The following is a 17,083-nucleotide window of genomic DNA, read 5'->3' as shown; positions in this document are numbered from 1 at the left end:
AACAACTTCCGTGCCTCACTGGCCGGAGAAGCTCATCGGCACCGACTTGGTCGTGCCGTCGGCCTGCGGCACGGTGACGTTGACCTTGAGTTCGCCCTTGAAGCCGGCCGGCGGCTTGCCCTGGAAGGTGCCGGTCTTCGGGTCGAACTTCAGCCATGCCGGCAGCGGCTTGCCGTCGCTGGTCAGGGCCTGGGCCGTCTTGCCGCGCGGCATCGTGGCGGGCAGCGGGACGCTGGCCTTGATCTGCTGCGCGCCGGGCGTCGACTTGCCCTGGTTGACGACGATGCCGCCCGCGCCGCCGCTGATCGTGGTGTTCTGCACGGTGGTGTTCTTCTGCTTGTCCACATAGACGTTTGCCATGCCGCCGCCCTTTTGCTGTTCGTAGGGAGAGGCCGGGGGCTTTGCGGCCGGCGCGGCCGGTGGATTGCTGCTGCCGGGCGCTGCGGGGGAGGGCGTCGTCGTGGTTGGAGCCGGAGCCGGGGCAGGTGCGGGCGCGGGTGCGGGTGCGGGTGCAGCCGGAGGATTCGTCTTGGCACCCGTCTTGTCGGAGGGCGTCATGCTCGATCCGGAGGCGGAGGCCGAGAAGCCCACCACCTGCGAGCTGCTGGTGCTGACGGCCGCCTTGGTCTCGAAGCTGCCGCCGGTGTCGACCGCCACGCCGTTGGCCGCCGCCACCTGCGTGCCTTCGAGCGAGGTGTTGCCGCCCGAGGACAGGCTGATCTTTCCGCCGCTCGAGATGCTGCCGGCGGTGGCGGTGTTGCTGTCGGACTTGGAGGAGCCGACGCCGAGCGATGCCTGCCCGCTGCGGTGGTTGACGGCAGTGCCCTTGTCGGACGGCAGGCTGCCGATGAAGGTGCTGCCCGTGACCTTCTCCTTGTTGCCGCCGCCGCCCGCCGCCGAGACGTCGACGCCGAGCGACTCGCTGGTGGCGATGGTGCGCGCCGCGTTCATCGCCAGGTTGCCGCCAGCCGCCACCGTCACGTCGCCGGCCGTGCTGGCGATGGCCGTGCCGGTGAAGCTCGCGTCGCCGCCGCTGCGCAGTGTCAGCGGCCCGCTGCCGCTCGAAATGCTGCCCGCCACGTCCTGGTCGAGGCTGCTGCGCGACTTGCCGACGCTCACGTCCACGTTGCCGCTGCCGCCCTTCTTGGTGGCGGTGACGCCGGCCGCCACGCCGACCTGCTCGCTGCTGGAGGAGGCCGTGTTCTTCGCCGCCGCGAAGTCGAGCTTGCCGCCCGCATCCACGGTGGCTGCGCCGCCCGCGGCGATGTTGGTGCCTTCCAGGCGCGTGTCGCCCTGCGTCCTGATGGTGAGGTTGCCGCCGCTCGCGATGCCGCCGGTCACCGCGGTGCTGGTGCTCTCCTTGCTCTTCTCGCCCTGGTAGCTGACTTCGGCGGTGCCGCCCTTGTTGACGATGTCGGCCTTGACCGAGCCGCCGGCGCTCGTCGTGCTGGAACTGCCGCTGCTCGTGTTCTGCGCGGCCCTGTAGTCGAGCGATCCGGCTTCCAGCGTGACGTCCTTCTTCGCTTCGATCTGCGTGCCCTCGAGCGTGGTCTGGCCGCTCGAGCTGCTGCTCACGCTGCCGCCCATCCTGATGGTGGACACGACGGCCGTGCTGCTGCTGGATTGCGCGCTCTCCTTGCCGTACTCGTAGCTCGCCTTCACGCCGCCGCCGACGCCGACGTTCATCGACTGCTTGCTGGCGCCCGGCCCGACCTGCCCCTCCGCCGAGACGCTGGCCGATGCCTCGCCGTAGGCGCCCACCTTGGCGGTGTGGCTCGTGCTCTCCGAGCTGCTGTAGGTGGTGTTGGCCGCCGCCAGGCTGGTGATGGTCTTGGCCGACTGGTCGAGGTTGCCGCCGCCCTCGATGCGCGTGCCCACGTCGGTGATGCTGTTGGCCGCCTTGCGCGTGATGTTGTTGCCGGCCGAGAGGCCGGAGGTCACGGCCGTCGTCGATCCTTCGACGGAGTTCGCCTTGGTGTTCGATCCGTACAGGCCCACTTCGCCCGTGGCCGAGGCATTGGCCTGGGCGCCCCCCTTGGCACCGATTCCCACGCCGGCTTCGGCGCTCGCGCCGGCCTGCGCCTTGCCCGATGCGTAGAGGCCCGCGGTGGTGCTGCTGCTGGTGGTCGACACCTGGTGCTCGTCGTGCACCGCCTTGAAGCTCATGTCGGTTGCCGCAAGGCTCATGTCCTTGCCCGCGCTCATGGTCGATCCTTCGAGCGCCAGGGTGTCGCGCGCCGTGACGTCGAGGTTGCCCTTGGCGTTGATGGCCGAGCCCTGGTGCGTCGTGTCGAGCGTGCTGGTGGTGCTCTTCGTCTGCTGGAAGACGTCGAGGTGGTTCTCGCTCGTGGCCGAGGCACCGGCATTGGCGTCGGCGCCCGCGTTCGGGTTGCCCTTGCCGCCTGCGGCCGAGGCGCTGACGCCCGCGCCCGACTGGGCCTTGTTGTCGGTGCTGGCCATCAGTCCGACCTTGGTGGTGGTCGTGCTGGTGGTGGAGGTCTTCTTGTCCTGCGCGGCGAGCAGGTTCACGTTCTGCGCGTTCACCGCCGCGTTGCCGCCGGCATTGACGCTCGAGCCCTGCAGCGTGAGGTCCTTTGACGCGTCCACCGCGAGGTTGCCGCCGAAGCTCAGGTTCGAGCCGACATGGCGCAGGTCGGTGCTCTCGGTGGTCGTGGTGGTGGTCGAGCTGAAGGCCAGGCCGGCGGCGCCCTTGCCGGCCGCGCCGGCCGACGCTTCGGCCGAGGCATTGGCGAGCCCGCGCCCCGAGCCGGCTTTCGACCCCGAATCGGCGCTGGCCGAACCCTTGCCGGAGGCGCCGACCTGCATCACGCCCGTGTTCCTGGTCGTGGTGCGGGTCTCGTCGTAGTCGCGGCCCGCGAGCACGTTGACGTTGGTCGCGCGGATGCTGCCGTCGCCCTTGACGTCGACGTTCGAGCCCTGGACGGTGATGTCGTTCTTCGCGGCGAGGCTGGCGTTGCCGCCCACTTCGAGGCTGCTGCCCACGTTGCGCACCGACAGCGAATCGCTGGTCGTCTTCGTGCTGCCGTACAGCGAGTTGTTCATGCCGAAGCCGCTCGCCTTGGTCTCGGTGTGCGTCGTCGTCGTGTTCTCGCGCGCGACGATGTCGAGGTTGTTGCCGGCCTGGAGATCGGCGTTGCCGCCCACCTTGGCGTCGGTGCCGGCCAGCGTGATGTCGTTGCCGGCCTGCACCGCCAGGTTGCCGCCGACGGTGAGGCCGGACTTCACCTGGGTGACGCTCGTCGTGGTGCTGTCCTGGGTGCCGCTGCCGTGCTTGACCTGGATGTTCGAGAAGGTGCTGCTCGTCTCCGTCTTCTCGATGGTGTCGAAGGTCACGTTGCCGCCGGCCTTGAGGCTGGCATCGGTGCCGGCATTCAGGGTGGCACCCAGATTCGTGATGTCCTTCTTCGCGTCCAGCGACAGGGTGCCGGTCGACTCGATGCCCGCGGTCTTGCCGAGCACCGTGTTGTAGAAATGCTCGCCGCCGCCGCCCTCGCTGGCCGTCTTGTTGACGATGCTGCCCTGCGTCGAGCTGAGGCTGACGTCGCCGCCCTTGATCAGGCCCGACAGGTTGGTGATGTCGCCGGCCGACGCGATCACGAGCGAGCGGCCGCCCACGATGGTGCCGCCGGTGTTGGTCAGCGAGGTGAGGCTGAGGTCGGCGTCCTGTGCCGAGATCACGGCGCCGCCGGCAATCTTGTTCTTCGTGCTCTGCGCGAGGTAGACCACCGGCGCGAGCACGGTCTTGTCGCCGATCTCGGTCTGCACCATCCACACGATGTCCTGCTTGAGCGATGCCTGCTGCTCGGGCGTGAGCGCCTTGCCGTAGACCAGGCCCAGCGAGCCGCTTTGCGTGGCGGCACTCTCCATCAGCCCCTTCATCTGCGTGTCCGCGCCCTGGTAGCTCGCGAGCACCGCGCTGCCCGTCTGCTTGATGAGCTGCTGCTTGACCAGCCAGGCTTCGTAGCTGGCGTCGCCCAGGCGCATCGTCAGCTTGTCGGCGTCGTACCCCAGCAGCCGGGTCAGGTAGTCCGACCCGACCGAGGCCGTGCCCGCCAGGTAGAGCGGATTGCTCTCCACCAGGTATCTCGCGCCCGGCGACTGCGCCGTCACGAAGTAGCCGTTCGGATTGGTCGGCAGCGCGATGTCGATGCCGCCGAAGGACGTTCCCCTCACGCCGTTGGCGGCGTTGGCGTCCAGGAAGGACATGGCCGGCAGCGGGCGCGTGCCGGTGCTGCCGCCGAAAGGCGCGGCGTCGATGGCAGCGACGGCGACGCTGGGGCCCCGGCCGACGGCGCTGCCGGGCAACGCGCCCTGGCCGACCGTGCGCGGCGTGTCCGTCGATGCGGGCGCCGCGGCTTCGCGCACGCCGTCGAGATTCTGGTTGCTGCCCACGTCCTGCGCCGTGGAGCCGTTGTTGAAGAGGCTGAAGCCGGAGCCGCGCAGGCTCGCGGTGTACAGGCCGGCCCTCAGCACGTTGTTGGCGGTGGGCGTCTGCGGGCTGTCTTCGTAGCCGCTGGTGTAGCAGACCGCGTCCCACGTGCCGTTGCGGTCGCACAGGCGGTCCCTGTACTGGGTCTTGGGACCCAGCAACTCGTACTTTGTCGTCAGCGAGTAGCGCACGATGTGCGTGGTGGTGGTGAGCGCCAGGTTGTCGTTGGTGAACTTCGCGCCGGTGAGCTGGAAGCCGTGGCCCGCATCGTCCGCGATGCCGAGGCCGGCATGCAGGCTGCCGTTCGCCTGCGCGGGATCGTGCGAGAAGCCCTGCAGGTTCATCGAGGCGCCGGCATGGATGGTGCCGCCGATGTTGCGGCCTTCATGGAAGGCCAGCCGCATGTTGCGCCCGGCGGTGATCTGCGGCATGACCTCCGGCAGTGGCTGCGAATAGGACTGCGTGGTGGTGTAGCTGTACTGGTACAGCGTGGCCTCGTCCTTGTTGCCGCCATCCGCGGCCCCGTCGTGGTAGTCGTCGCGCGAGGCGACCTCGGTGTGGGCGCTGTCGGGCCCGCGCGTGGTGATGCGCTCGAGTCCCGGGACCTCGTTCCTCAGGGTGGCCGCCACGATCGCGATGTCGTTGGCGGCGTTGATGATGCGGCCGTTGAGCAGCGTGTTCGCGCGCAGCGAGAGGCTGTCGTCGCTGTGGATGTCGCCCGTGTTGGTAAGCGTGCCGTTGGCCTGGGCCGTGAGCATGCGGCCCGCGTACAGCAGGCCTGCGTTGTTCAGGTTGCCTGCCTGTGCATCGGGCGTGGCGGCCGCGAGGTCGAGCGCGCCGCCGTTGGCATGCACCTTCAGGTCGTTCAGCGCCGAGATCGCGCCGGTCGCGCCGACCGCGATCGAAGGCGCCTGAACCTCGAGGTCGTGGGCCGAGAACAGCAGGCCGTCGTTGGTGAAGGCATTCGAAACATGGATCGTGCCCTTGCCCTGGCGGCCTGCGTCCACCGCGGCGAGGATGCGGCCGGTCTTTGCGCTCGCGCCGGCTCCCTCGACCGCCAGGGACAGCGTGGAGGCATCGAGGTCGAGCGTGTACTGCGACACCATCGCCGCCTGTGCGCCGATGCCGACCTTGCCGATGTTCACGGCGATCGAATCGCCGAGTGCATTGCCGTTGAGCGCCAGCGTGGAGTTTGCGTCGCCTTGCACGCGCAGCAGGCCGCCGCTTTGCAGCGAGCCGTTGACGGTGGCCGTGAAGCTGTTGGCGCCAAGGGCCTGAAGCGTCAGCGCGCCGTTGGCCACGATGTCGCCGTGGCCCGCCGTGCCGTCCGCCTGGGTCGTGAGCCCGCCGCTGCCGATGCCGAGCGTGAGCGCGCCCAGCGACTGCACCATGCCGGCATTGGCGATGCTCTGGCCGGACAGCGTGCCGCCGCCGGTGCCCGTGCTGGCAAGGGTGATGGTCGCGCCAGCCTGGTTGTCCACGCTGCCCGTGGCCGCGATGCTGGAGTCCGCGCTGGTGCCGCCCTGGATCGTGCCGGTGTTCGTGATCTCGCCGACCGAGATCGCCAGCCTGTCGCCCAGCATCAGGCCTGCATTGGCAAGCCTGCTGCCGGTGCCCGAGATGCCGAGCGTGCTGCCGGCCTGCATCGTGCCGGCGTTGCCCAGGCCATCGGCGGCGCTGACGTTGGCCTGCAGGCGGCCGCCGGTGCGCAGCAATGCCCCCGCCTGGTTGTCGATGCGGCTCGCGCTGAGGGCCGCGTCCTCCCGCGCCTGCAGCGTGCCGCGGTTGGTCAGCAGGCCCGCCACGTTCACCTGGCTCGGCGCCGCGCCGCTTTGCGTGGACAGCAGCCAGACGCCTGCGTTGTCGAGCGAGCCTGCGCCGACCCGGCTGCCGCCCGCGGCCTGGATCCATCCGGCGGCCTGGTTCCGGGCCGTGCCGGCGGCAAGCGCGAGGCTGCCGTCCGAGAGCAGCTTGCCGCTGTTGTCGAGCGTCTGGGTGCTGCCGCCGCTGCGGTCGGCGATGTCCAGCGAGGTGCCGGCATGGATCGTTCCGCTGTTGGCGATGGTGCCGTCCGCGCGCACGACGGCGCTGCCGCTGGCGGCATCCACGACGCCGGCGTTGTCCAGCCCATGCGCGGAACTCAGCGCGACGTTCGTGCCGACCAGCGTGCCGCCCGCGGCATTGCCGAATGCGCCGCCGCTCGCGAGCGAGAGCGTCTGGCCTGCCTGCATCACGGCGCCGTTGGCATTCTGGAGGCCGCCGGAGGCGGTGGCGCCGAGGTTCCCGCCGGCAGCGATGGCATGGCGGTTGTCGAGTACGCCGGCCGTGATCGCGACATCGCCGGCGGACTGCACGACGCCGCTGTTGCGCAGGGTTGCGCCGATTTCCATGCGATCCGCCGCACCGGCCTGTTGCGACAGCAGCCAGGTTCCCGTGTTGTCGAGCGAGCCGGCGCGGATGACGGAGCCGGTGGCCGCCTGGATCCAGCCGCCCGCCTGGTTGTCGAGCGCGGCGGCGTTCAGGTCCATGGCGCGGCCGGCGAGCAGGTCGCCGCTGTTGGCCAGGAGCTGCACGGCCGTGCCCTCGCGGCCGGCGACGGCGATGTCCTGCGCGGCGCGCACGCTGCCGGTGTTGGCGAGCGTGCCTGCCACGTGCAGCGTGGCGGTGCCGGTCACCGCGATCACCTTGCCGCTGTTGTGCAGGCTCGCGGCGTCGATCGTGTTGGCGCTGCCGGCCTGCATCCAGCCGCTGTTGCCGATCGCAGCGGCGCGCGTCGTCATCGACCGGCCCGCCAGCAGGCTGCCGCGGTTGTCGATCGCCTGGGTCGCGCCGCCCGCGGCGTCGGCGATGTCGAGGTCCTGGCCGGCGTTGATCTGGCCGCTGTTGGCGATGGTGCCGCCCGCGCGCAGCGTGACGCTGCCCTGGTCGGCCGTGATGGTGCCTGCATTGGCGATGCCCTGCGCCGCATCGATGGCGAGTTGCCCGCCGGTGCTCTGCACGCCCTGGCCGTTGCCGCTCGTGGTCGACAGCGTTCCGGCCGCAGCCAGGCGCAGGTCGCCTCCGGCCCGCACGGCCGCGGCGCCGAGGGCCAGGTCGCCCGCGGTGGCGCGCGCTTCCAGGGCCCGTGCCGACTGCAGGCGCGAGCCTTGCTCCGCGTCGATGCGCATCGCGCGCGCCTCAAGGTCGTTGCCGGCAATGAGCGACGCGCGGTCGAGCGCCAGGCCGCCCTGCGCCGCGGCCACCCGGGCGTCGCGGGCAGCGGTCAGCGTGGCATCGGCCAGCGCGATGGCCGCGGCGTCGTTGCTGCTGCTCGCCACCAGCACGTCGCGCTGCGCCGACAGGCGGTTGCGCAATTCGATGCGGCCGGCCGCCGAGAGCGTGAAGTCCTCGGCGCTGGCCGCCGCGTCGCCCAGCATGCGCACGCCCACGCCCGCTTCGGTGGCCATCAGGCGGATGCGGTTGGCGTACATGCCGCCCAGCGCCGAGCTGTCGATGGCGTAGGCCGGCGCAGTGCCCAGCGCGTCGGCGCTGCCGGTGATGGCGCGCGTGCCGTAGTCCCACCGGTTCGGGCCGGTGAAGATGCCCAGGTCCTTCGCGTTGACGTTGGCCTCGAGCCGCACCGACCGCGTCACCAGGTCCAGCACCTGCTGTGCGCTGGCGTTCAGGCCGGTGCCGGTAATGAGGATGTCGCCCTGGTTGACATTGAAGCCGCCGAGCGCACCGTTCGCCGTGAAAAAGGGCACGCCGGTCGAGAGCGTCACCCGGTCGGTGTTGATGAAGCCGCAGCCCGAGCAGGTGATGCCGTAGGGATTGGCCAGCACCACGTCGGCCCTGTTGCCCAGCACCTCGGTGAAGCCGGCCAGCGTGCTGCGGTTGTTGCTCACCACCTCGTTGAGGATCACGTTCGCCGGCGTGACCATGTTGAAGTTCGCGAGCACCTGGCCGGCGAGCTGCGACTGGTAGTTGATCTGCTGCGTGCTGGTCGTGTTGTTCAGCACCAGGCCGCTCGCGTTCACGTTGAACTGCTGGTAGCGGTTGTGCGACAGCCCCGCCGCGTTGGCGGCGTTGATGTTGACCACCGTCGTGCCGTTGGGCGAGACGTAGGCGCTGGCCTGGCCGCCGGGGGCGAGCACGGCGGAAGGCACCTGGGCCTGCGCGGCCGACAGCGCGGCCGCGAGCACGGCCGTGGCGGCCAGGCGCGAACGCCTGCCGCCCTTGCCGCGTCCGCGCGCGGTTTCGGCGACGGCGACCCAACTGCCGAAGGCGGCGTTCCAGACGACACGATAGATGTGGTTCATGAGAGGCCTTTCAGCGCGGGTTCAGAGCGAATAGGACAGGCGCACCCCGACGCGCGTCGATTCGCGCGTCATGGAGGCGGGCAGGTGGAGGGCGCGCGAGGCGAAGACGTCCACGCTGAGCCGGCGCCACAGCAGCGAGGCGCCGAGCGTGGCGCCCGACATCGAGCCCGAGGGCACGCCGTCCGCGCGGTTGCTCACGCGGCCGAAGTCGTAGCCGAGGTAGACGCGGCCCGACAGCGCTTCGCCGCCCGCCACGGTCTGCCAGGGCAGGGCGATCTCGTTGCGCCAGTAGTAGCCGCTGTCGCCGCTCAGCGTGTTGAGCAGCGAGCCGCGCACGGAGGCGATGCCGCCCACCAGGATCTGCTGCGAGCCGTAGAGCGTGTCGCGGCTGTGCTGCCCGCTGAACTGGCTCGACCACACGAGCGGCTGGCCGCCGGCGTCGAAGCGGCGGCTGTAGCCCAGGTCGAGCGTGAACTTGCTGAACTGCGCATGCGGCAGCTTGTCGGAGAGCCCCGCCGGGTCTTCCAGCGCGCCCAGGATCGCCAGGCCCCGCACGAAGCCGAGGCGGGCGTTCAGCACACCGCCGCCCAGCTGGGTGAAGGCCGCAGTTCCGAGGTCCAGCGTGCTCAGCTTGCGGCTGCTCACCGAGAGGAATTCGCCGCCCAGGAAGTTGCGGCTGTCCTGCACCGCGAGCCTGGCCGACATCGATATGCGGCTGGCCTGGTCGCGATACACCACGTGGTCGACGCCGAGGCTCTGGGTGGTGGTGCGCCCTTCGGACGCCAGCTTCCTGCCGCTCGGGAGCACCAGCGTGTTGGTGTAGTCGCTCTCGCTCGCGTCCAGGCTGAAGCTGCTGTAGCCGAAGGGCACCGAGGCGCGCAGTGCCGTCGTGCCGGCGTTGTGCTCGCGGTCGTGCGGCACCGATTGGCGGCGCGTGATCGCGATCAGCTCGTTCAGGCCCAGCAGGCCGTCCAGGCTCAGGGTGGCCGAGGCGCTCCTTTCCCCCGTGGCCGGTGTCCCCGTGTTGTCGTAGGTCGTGAACAGGTGCACCGGCAGGCGCGCCTTGTTGCGCACCACCACCACGCTGCGGCCGGGCTCGCTGCCGGGCTGGACATCCAGCGTGGCTTCGTTCGAGGACAGGCTGTTGATCTGGTCGATGCCTTGCTCCAGGTCGCGCAGGTTCAGCAGGTCGCCGGGGCGTGCCGGGAAGGCGCCGGGAATCGACACCGCGCTGGCGCTGCGGCCCGTCTGCTGCAACTCGAAGCGTTCGATGCTGCCTTCCACCACCGCGATGTCGAGCACGCCGCCGCGCAGGTCCTGTGCAGGCAGGTAGGCGCGCGTCGTGATGAAGCCGCGGTCGATGTAGCTCTTGGTGAGCGCCGCCAGAATGGCTTCGAGTTCGGCCGCGCCGAGGCAGCGGCCCGCGTGGTCGCGCGTGATGGCGGTGCGAACGTCCTCAGGCAGGCGGCTCGCGCCGCCGATGCGGATCTCGCGGATGTCGCGGCACGGGGCGCCGATGTCCGGCACCGACACCTTCGGCTCGATCGTCCGCAGGTCGGTGCCGCCCGGCGGCGGGCGCTGCGGCAGGGCACGCTCCTGTTCCTGTCGCAGCAGCTCCTGCTGCTGGCGCTCGATGAGCTGGTTCTGGCGGTCCAGGGCGCCCGGGGCGATCTGCGCCTGCGCCGGCACCGCCGCTGCCAGCAGGAAAAATGTCAGAAGATGTATTTTTTGTGTCTGCCGCGAGGGGCGGCGCCGGCGCTTGGCGAGAGGCATGGTTCGGGTCCGATTCGACGCCGGCACCGAGGGCGGGATGCAGCCCTGCGAGGGGCCTCGGGGCGGCTTCGTTAGGACGCGGACTGTTACATGTGACCGCGATTCTGGGAATCACGGAAACCGGTGATTGGTGCGCGAGTCCTGCGCGCAAAGTCAATGGATCTTCGCCATCAAGCACCGCTGCGCCCGACGCGACAGTGGCGCAGGACGGCTTCGTTGAACTACCGGAGAGCGGCCGACACGGCCGCGCGCAGCGCGAGCAGATAACTGTCGACGCCGAACCCGCAGATCTGCCCCTTGACGATCTCGGCAAACACCGAGTGGTGGCGGAAGGTTTCGCGTGCATGGATGTTCGACATGTGCAGTTCGACCACCGGCACCGTCAGGATCGCCAAGGCATCGCGGATGCCGTAGCTGTAGTGCGTCCATGCGCCGGCGTTGATCAGCACGGCATCCACGCCGTCGGTGAAGCCCTGGTGGATGCGCTCGCACATCGCGGCTTCGCTGTTGGTCTGGAAGCTCTCGACCTCGGCGCCGAGGTCGCGGCCGAGCGCCTGCAGCTGCGCATCGATCTCGGCCAGCGTGACGGTGCCGTACTGCACCGGATCGCGCTTGCCGAACATGTTGTGGTTGATGCCGTGCAGCATGAGGATCTTCATGGTGTCTCCTCTTCTTCTTCAGGCCAGCGGGATGGTCATGCGCTCGATGAGGGCGCGCGTGTCGGGGCGCACGCCGCGCCACCACGCGAAGGCCTCTGCCGCCTGCTCGACCAGCATGCCGACGCCGTCGGCCAGCTGCGGCACGCCCGCGTTGCGGGCCAGGCGCAGGAACGGCGTGAGGCCTTTGCCGTAGACGAGTTCGTAGGCCAGCTTGCTGTCCTTGAACACATCGGCAGGCACCGGCGGCAGTTCGGCCTTCAGGCTGGCGGAGGTCGCGTTGATGACGATGTCGAAGCGCTGGCCGGCAAGGTCGCCGTAGCCTGACGCGATCACCCGGCCATGCGACGCGAAACTGTCCGCCAGCGCCGTGGCGGTCGCCAGCGTGCGGTTGGCCACCACGAGCTCTGCCGGCTGCTGCGCGAGGAAGGGCAGCAGCGCACCGCGCGCAGCGCCACCGGCGCCAAGCAACAGCACGCGCGCGCCCTTCATCGCGACGCCGAGGTTGCGCGTGATGTCGCTGACCAGCCCGACCCCGTCGAAGTTGTCCGCATGGATGCGGTCGCCCTCGAACTTCAGCGCGTTGGTGGCGCCGGCCAGCCTGGCCCGCTCGAGCTTGTCGGTTGCGAGCTCGAAGGCCTGCAGCTTGAACGGCGCGGTGACGTTCATGCCGCGGCCGCCGGCGTCGCGAAACGCATGCACGGCGCCGGCGAAACCGTCGAGCGGGCCTTCGATGGCGCTGTAGTCGATGTCCTGGCCGGTTGCCTGCGCGAAGCTCGCGTGAATCATGGGCGACTTGGTGTGCCCGATGGGGTTGCCGATGACGGCGTAGCGGTCGGTCATGACGTTCGTCTCCTTCACTTGCTGTAGAGCACGCCGTCGGCCTGCATGGCGGCGATCTGCGCGTCGCTGAAGCCCAGGCTGGCGGCGACCTCGGCGTTGTGCTCGCCCAGGTCGGGCGCCACCTGCGTCTGCGTGGTGTCGCAGCCCGAGAAGCGGAATGGCAGGTTGGGCAGGCGGATCTTCCCCAGCGCCGGATGGTCCTGTTCGAGCACCATGCCGCGCGCCTGGATCTGCGGGTCGGCCAGCACCTCGTCGATGCGCTGGACCTTGGCGCAAGGCACGTCGATCGCGTCGAGCATCTCCAGCACCTCGGCCACCGGGCGAGCTTCCACCCAGGCCCGGACGACCGGCAGGATCTCCAGCCGGTTCGCGTTGCGCCCGGCCGAGGTGTGATAGCGCGTGGCGTCGCCGAAGCCGGCCGGCCCGCCGGTCTGCGCCACCAGCGCGGCGAAGCGCTTCCAGGCGTCGTCGACCTGCGCCGCGATCACCAGGTCGCCGTCCTGCGCACGGAACACGCCATAGAGCGTGGAGTTGGGCATGTCGTGACCGGTCTGCACCGGCACTTCCTTGCCGCCCGAAAGGGTGTAGCACTGCACCGCGTACTCGTGCATCGAGACCAGCGTGTCGTACAGCGCCATGTCGATGTGCTGGCCCTGGCCCGACTTCACGCGGCCGAGCAGCGCGGCATTGATCGCGGCCACCGCATGGATGCCGGTGTACATGTCGCCGAGCGAGATGCGCAGCAGCGGCGGCGCCTCGCCGGGATTGCCGACCATCTGCATGATGCCGCTCTTGGCCTCGGCGATCAGGCCGAAGCCGGCGCGGTGCGCATCGGGACCTGTGTGGCCGTAGGCCGAGATCGAGCAATAGACAAGACCGGGATTGCGCGTCGCCAGTTCCTCGTAGCCAAGGCCCAGCTTCTTCAGCGCACCCGGCCGGTAGTTCTCGACGAACACGTCGGCGCTGTCCACCAGCTTCTGCATCAGCTCGTTGCCGCGCGGGTCCTTGGTGTTGACGCACAGCCCCTTCTTGCCCATGTTCTGCTGCAGGAAGTAGCCGCTGTGGTCGCCAACGAACCAGGCGTGCTGGCGGCCGGCGTCGCCGGTGCCGGGCCGCTCGACCTTGATGACTTCGGCGCCGAGCGCCGCCAGGCAGCGGCCGACATACGGGCCGGCCAGGAAGTGGCTGTAGTCGACGACGCGGATGCCGGCCAGCGGCAGGGCTTGCTGCACGCTCATGACGACCTCCGCGGCACCATCACGCGGTGCTCGCCCTTTTGCACCACTTCGCCGCGCTGGTTGATCAGCTCCGATGGCAGCACCAGGATGCCCCAGCCCGGGCGGCTCTTCGATTCGCGCTTGGTGCCGACGTGGAACTTCACGCGCACCGTATCGCCCAGCTTGATCGGCCCGACGAAGCTCCATTCCCAGCCCAGCGACATGCCGGGCATGAAGCGCATGTCGCTCTTCGTCTTGAGGCCGTCGGCGACCGACAGGCCGAACAGGCCGTGCGCGACGCGCGTGCCGAATGGCGTGGTGCGCGCATAGGCCTCGTCGGTGTGCACGGGCGTGTGGTCGCCGGTGAGGTCCGCGTAGGCCATCACACGGGCTTCGGTCACTTCGTAGGGCGGGCTGATGCACGCCTCGCCGACGACGGCGTCGTCCCAGTACTTGTCTTCGATGGTGGTCATGGTGTGTCTCGGTGGAATGGGTTGTTCAGGCGCGGGGATTGACGGCCAGGGCCTGCGCGACCGCGCCGGCACTGGCCTGGATGAATTCGACGGCGAGGCCGTCGGGCAGGCGCAGCCAGTTGCGGCCCTGCGGCATTTCGGTGACGCCGAAGGCGCGCGCCGCGGCGAGCGCGGCTTCGAGGTCTTCGCACATCACGCCCAGGTGGCCGAGGCGGCCCTCGGGGCCTGCGTAGTCGGGCTTGGCCATGAACTGCATGCCGCCCAGCGTCCAGTACTGGATCGGCTCCTCCACCGTGCCCTGCACTTCGCGCATGGTCATGCCGCACACGTCGTGGAAGAACTTGATGTGCCAGTGGATGTCCTTCACCCAGATCGCGACATGCTCGACATAGGCTTTGGGTGCGGTGCTCATCTATTTCGCCTCCATGCGCCGCTCGATGCCCTTGATGGCGGCGACCAGCGTCTGGTTGACCGGCGTCGGCACGTTGTACTTGTGGCCGTTGCGCACCACCGAGCCGTTGATGAAGTCGATCTCGGTGATCGACCCCTTCTCCAGGCTCTGCAGCATCGAGGTCTTGAATTCGTACGGCAGGCCTTCGGCGGCCATCACCCAGGCGTCGCGCGGTTGCCTGATCGACAGGGTCACGCCGCCGGCCTTGGCCACCGCCATGGCCTCGGCGACTGCCGCGATGGCCGTGGCTTCGATCTCCGGCACCGCATAGAGGCTGCCGTAGACCTGCCCCGTGATGGCGCTCAACGCGCCCGTGGAGACGTTGATGAGGAGCTTGTCCCACATCACGCCCATGATGTTGCCGCTGACCTCGCAGGGCAGGCCGGCGCGCTCGAACTCGGCGGCGATCGCGTTGGCGCGTTCGCTGATGGCGCCGTCGAGCTCGCCGATCACCGTGCGCTTGCCTCGCGTGCCGGCAATGATGCGGCCGGGGCCGAGCAGCACGCCGCCGACATAGGTCTTGCCGGCCAGCACATGCCCGCGGCCCACCACCTCGGACAGGATCTCTTCGTGGCCCATGCCGTTCTGCAGCGACATCACGGCCGTGCCGGGTCCGACGATGCCCTTGGCGCCTTCGATGGCCGAACGCGTATGGAAGGACTTGACCAGCACGATCACCAGGTCGGCGGGTTCGAGGCCGCTGCTGTCCAGCGTCGCGCGAACCCTGACGGCGCGCTCCGTGTCTGCGTCCTTCATGCGAAGGCCATCGCGATTGATGGCGTCGACGTGCGCCTCGAAAGGGTCGATCAGCGTGACGTCGGACCCTGCTGCCGCGAGTGTTCCGCCAATGGCGCACCCCAGTGCGCCGGCGCCAAGAAAGTAGATCTTCATGCGTGTCTCCGTTGGATGCCTGAACGATAGGTTTCGACCCTCATTCCGTCCATGACATGGTTGAAATGATCTACATTCCGTTTTGAAATGAACCTCGACGACGACACCGATGACGGCACGGCGCTGCTCAGCGTCAAGCTGCTGCGGCTCTTCGACTTGCTCTACAGCACGAACAGCGTGACCCGCGCCGCCGAGCAGCTCGGCCAGAGCCAGCCGACGGTGAGCAACTGGCTCGGGCGCCTGCGCAGGCAGCTGGGGGATGAGCTGTTCGTGCGCACGGCCGCCGGCATGCAGGCCACGCCGCGCGCGGAGGAACTGATCGTGCCGGCGCGCGAAGCGCTGGCTTCGCTGCGGCGTCTGGCCGCGCCCGCGCAGGCCTTCGACCCATCCAGTGCCACGCGCCGTTTTCGCATCTGCATGACGGACGCCAGCCACATCACGCTGCTGCCCCGGTTGCTGGCGCACGTGCGCGCCGTGGCGCCGGGTGTGCGGCTGGAAGCGGCACGCATCGACGAGCAAAGCGCGCAGGCGCTGCAATCCGGGCAGGCGGACCTGGCCATCGGATTGGTGCCCTGGCTGGAGTCGGGCTTCTATCAGCAGGTGCTTTATCCGCAGGATTGGGTGTGCCTGGTCAACGCACGCCACCCGCGCATCGGCGGCAAGGGCTTCAGCCTGCGCGACTACAAGGCGGAGGCGCACGTCGGCATCGTTGGCGGCACGGGTGTCCAGCTGCTGGAGGCGGCCTTGCTGCGGCAACGCGTGGTGCGCCGCATCCTGCTGGAGCTTCCGGGCTTCCTGGGCCTGGCCGCCATCGTGTCGACGACGGACCTGGTTGCCACGGTACCGCGCCACATCGGCGAGACGCTGGCGCGCACCGGCGAGCTCAAGGTGTTCGAATGCCCGGTGCCGGTCCCGCCCTTCACCGTCAAGCAGCACTGGCATGCGCGCTACCACCAGGACCCGGCCAACCGCTGGCTTCGGGGATTGTGCGAGGACTTGTTTGCGAAGAGGGCTGCCAGGCCGGCGCCGAAGCGCAACCGCGTGCCCTGACTCCCTGCCCGCCTACCCCTTGCCCGCCTTGCGCCGCGCGGGCCCTGAACGCCCAGGCGCCTCATCCACGATGAGCTGCGACGCCTCCACGTCCTTCCACAGCTGGTCGCGCCGCGCCAGCACCTGCGGCACCGCCTCGTGCCGCAACTGCGCCACGGCCGACACCAGCGCGTTGCAGACAAAGAACGCCGCCGTGTAGGAATCGAACGGCGATGCGTTGGACGTGCGCACCTGCACCCGGTGGTGCGCCAGCGCGGCCAGCGGCGCGGTGGCGCTGTCGGTGATGGCCAGCACCTGCGCGCCCGCTTCGCGAAAGCGCCGCGCCACATTCACCGGCCCGCTGGAATAGCGGCGGATGCTGAAGGCCAGCAGGGCGTCTTCGGGCTGGATCCACAGCAGCTGGTCGGTGGCGGTCACCGCGCCCGCGCCCAGCTCGTGCACGCCGGGGCGGCACATGTTGAGGTGCAGGGCCAGCCAGGCCGCCACGGGCGCGCTGTTGATCTGCGCCAGCACGAAGAGGCGCCCCTTGCCCTTGGCAATGCGCGTGGCCATGGCCTCGAACGCCGCCATGTCCAGGCCGTCGCGCGTGGCGGTGATGTTGTGCTGGTCGTGCAGCAGGGCGTCGTCCACGCACTGCTGCAGGCTGCGCCGGGTGCCGATGGTCACGGGGGCGCGCTGCCCGGCGGTCTGCAGCAGCGCGGTGACTTCCGCGCGCGCTTCGCGCTGCGCCTCGGCATAGCTCGCGTAGCCCAGCTTGGCGAACAGCCGCACCACGGTGGAGGCGCTGGTGCCGTTGTGCGCGGCCAGGGCGGTGGCGGATTCGAGCAATGCGTGCGGATAGTCGCGCCCCAGGGCCTCGGCCAGGGCGCGTTCGCTGGCCGTGAGCTCGCCGCCCTGGCGGGCCAGGCGCTCGGTGAGCAAGCCCGCGGATTCTTGCAATGATGATTTCATTGATGCCTCTTTTATGAAAAAAGTATTGCA

10 protein-coding genes are annotated in these 17,083 nt (G+C 69.6%); 1 reads left to right on the top strand and 9 read right to left on the bottom strand.

Annotated features, from left to right (window positions below; all coding sequences use genetic code 11):
- Positions 1-15: 15 nt before the first annotated feature.
- From EJO66_RS10870 to EJO66_RS10835, 8 genes are all read right to left on the bottom strand, one after another.
- On the bottom strand, positions 16-8,748 hold the full coding sequence (locus EJO66_RS10870; protein WP_125965271.1) for a hemagglutinin repeat-containing protein: 8,733 nt from the start codon (positions 8,746-8,748) through the stop codon (positions 16-18).
- A 21-nt stretch (positions 8,749-8,769) separates the two neighbouring features.
- Positions 8,770-10,521, bottom strand: coding sequence for a ShlB/FhaC/HecB family hemolysin secretion/activation protein (locus EJO66_RS10865; RefSeq protein WP_223262262.1), 1,752 nt, complete (start codon positions 10,519-10,521; stop codon positions 8,770-8,772).
- A 221-nt stretch (positions 10,522-10,742) separates the two neighbouring features.
- Positions 10,743-11,180, bottom strand: coding sequence for a type II 3-dehydroquinate dehydratase (gene aroQ, locus EJO66_RS10860; RefSeq protein WP_124958878.1), 438 nt, complete (start codon positions 11,178-11,180; stop codon positions 10,743-10,745).
- A gap of 18 nt (positions 11,181-11,198) precedes the next feature.
- Positions 11,199-12,020, bottom strand: coding sequence for a shikimate dehydrogenase (gene aroE, locus EJO66_RS10855; protein WP_125965270.1), 822 nt, complete (start codon positions 12,018-12,020; stop codon positions 11,199-11,201).
- 14 nt (positions 12,021-12,034) lie between these two features.
- Positions 12,035-13,258, bottom strand: coding sequence for a CaiB/BaiF CoA transferase family protein (locus tag EJO66_RS10850; RefSeq protein ID WP_185738312.1), 1,224 nt, complete (start codon positions 13,256-13,258; stop codon positions 12,035-12,037).
- Positions 13,255-13,710 (bottom strand): MaoC family dehydratase, encoded by a 456-nt coding sequence (locus tag EJO66_RS10845; protein WP_125965269.1) that lies wholly within the window; start codon positions 13,708-13,710, stop codon positions 13,255-13,257. The genes EJO66_RS10850 and EJO66_RS10845 overlap by 4 nt, the downstream gene beginning before the upstream one ends.
- Positions 13,711-13,735: 25 nt before the next feature.
- Positions 13,736-14,122: a VOC family protein gene (locus EJO66_RS10840; protein WP_124958875.1), complete on the bottom strand. Its 387-nt coding sequence runs from the start codon at positions 14,120-14,122 to the stop codon at positions 13,736-13,738.
- Entirely contained in the window at positions 14,123-15,052 is a 930-nt protein-coding gene (locus tag EJO66_RS10835; RefSeq protein ID WP_125965268.1) for a ketopantoate reductase family protein, read from the bottom strand.
- 87 nt (positions 15,053-15,139) lie between these two features.
- Between EJO66_RS10835 and EJO66_RS10830 the strand changes: the two genes are divergently transcribed.
- Positions 15,140-16,102, top strand: coding sequence for a LysR family transcriptional regulator (locus tag EJO66_RS10830; protein ID WP_124958873.1), 963 nt, complete (start codon positions 15,140-15,142; stop codon positions 16,100-16,102).
- Between the two features lie 12 nt (positions 16,103-16,114).
- On the opposite strand, the gene EJO66_RS10825 is transcribed toward EJO66_RS10830, so the two are convergent.
- Positions 16,115-17,053: a MurR/RpiR family transcriptional regulator gene (locus tag EJO66_RS10825; protein ID WP_125965267.1), complete on the bottom strand. Its 939-nt coding sequence runs from the start codon at positions 17,051-17,053 to the stop codon at positions 16,115-16,117.
- Positions 17,054-17,083 lie beyond the last annotated feature (30 nt).

Origin of the sequence: Variovorax beijingensis (assembly GCF_003951285.1) — a bacterium.
GTDB classification, from domain to species: domain Bacteria; phylum Pseudomonadota; class Gammaproteobacteria; order Burkholderiales; family Burkholderiaceae_C; genus Variovorax; species Variovorax beijingensis.
Note: the sequence above shows the minus strand (reverse complement) of the source record. Positions and strands in the feature narration are given on the sequence as shown.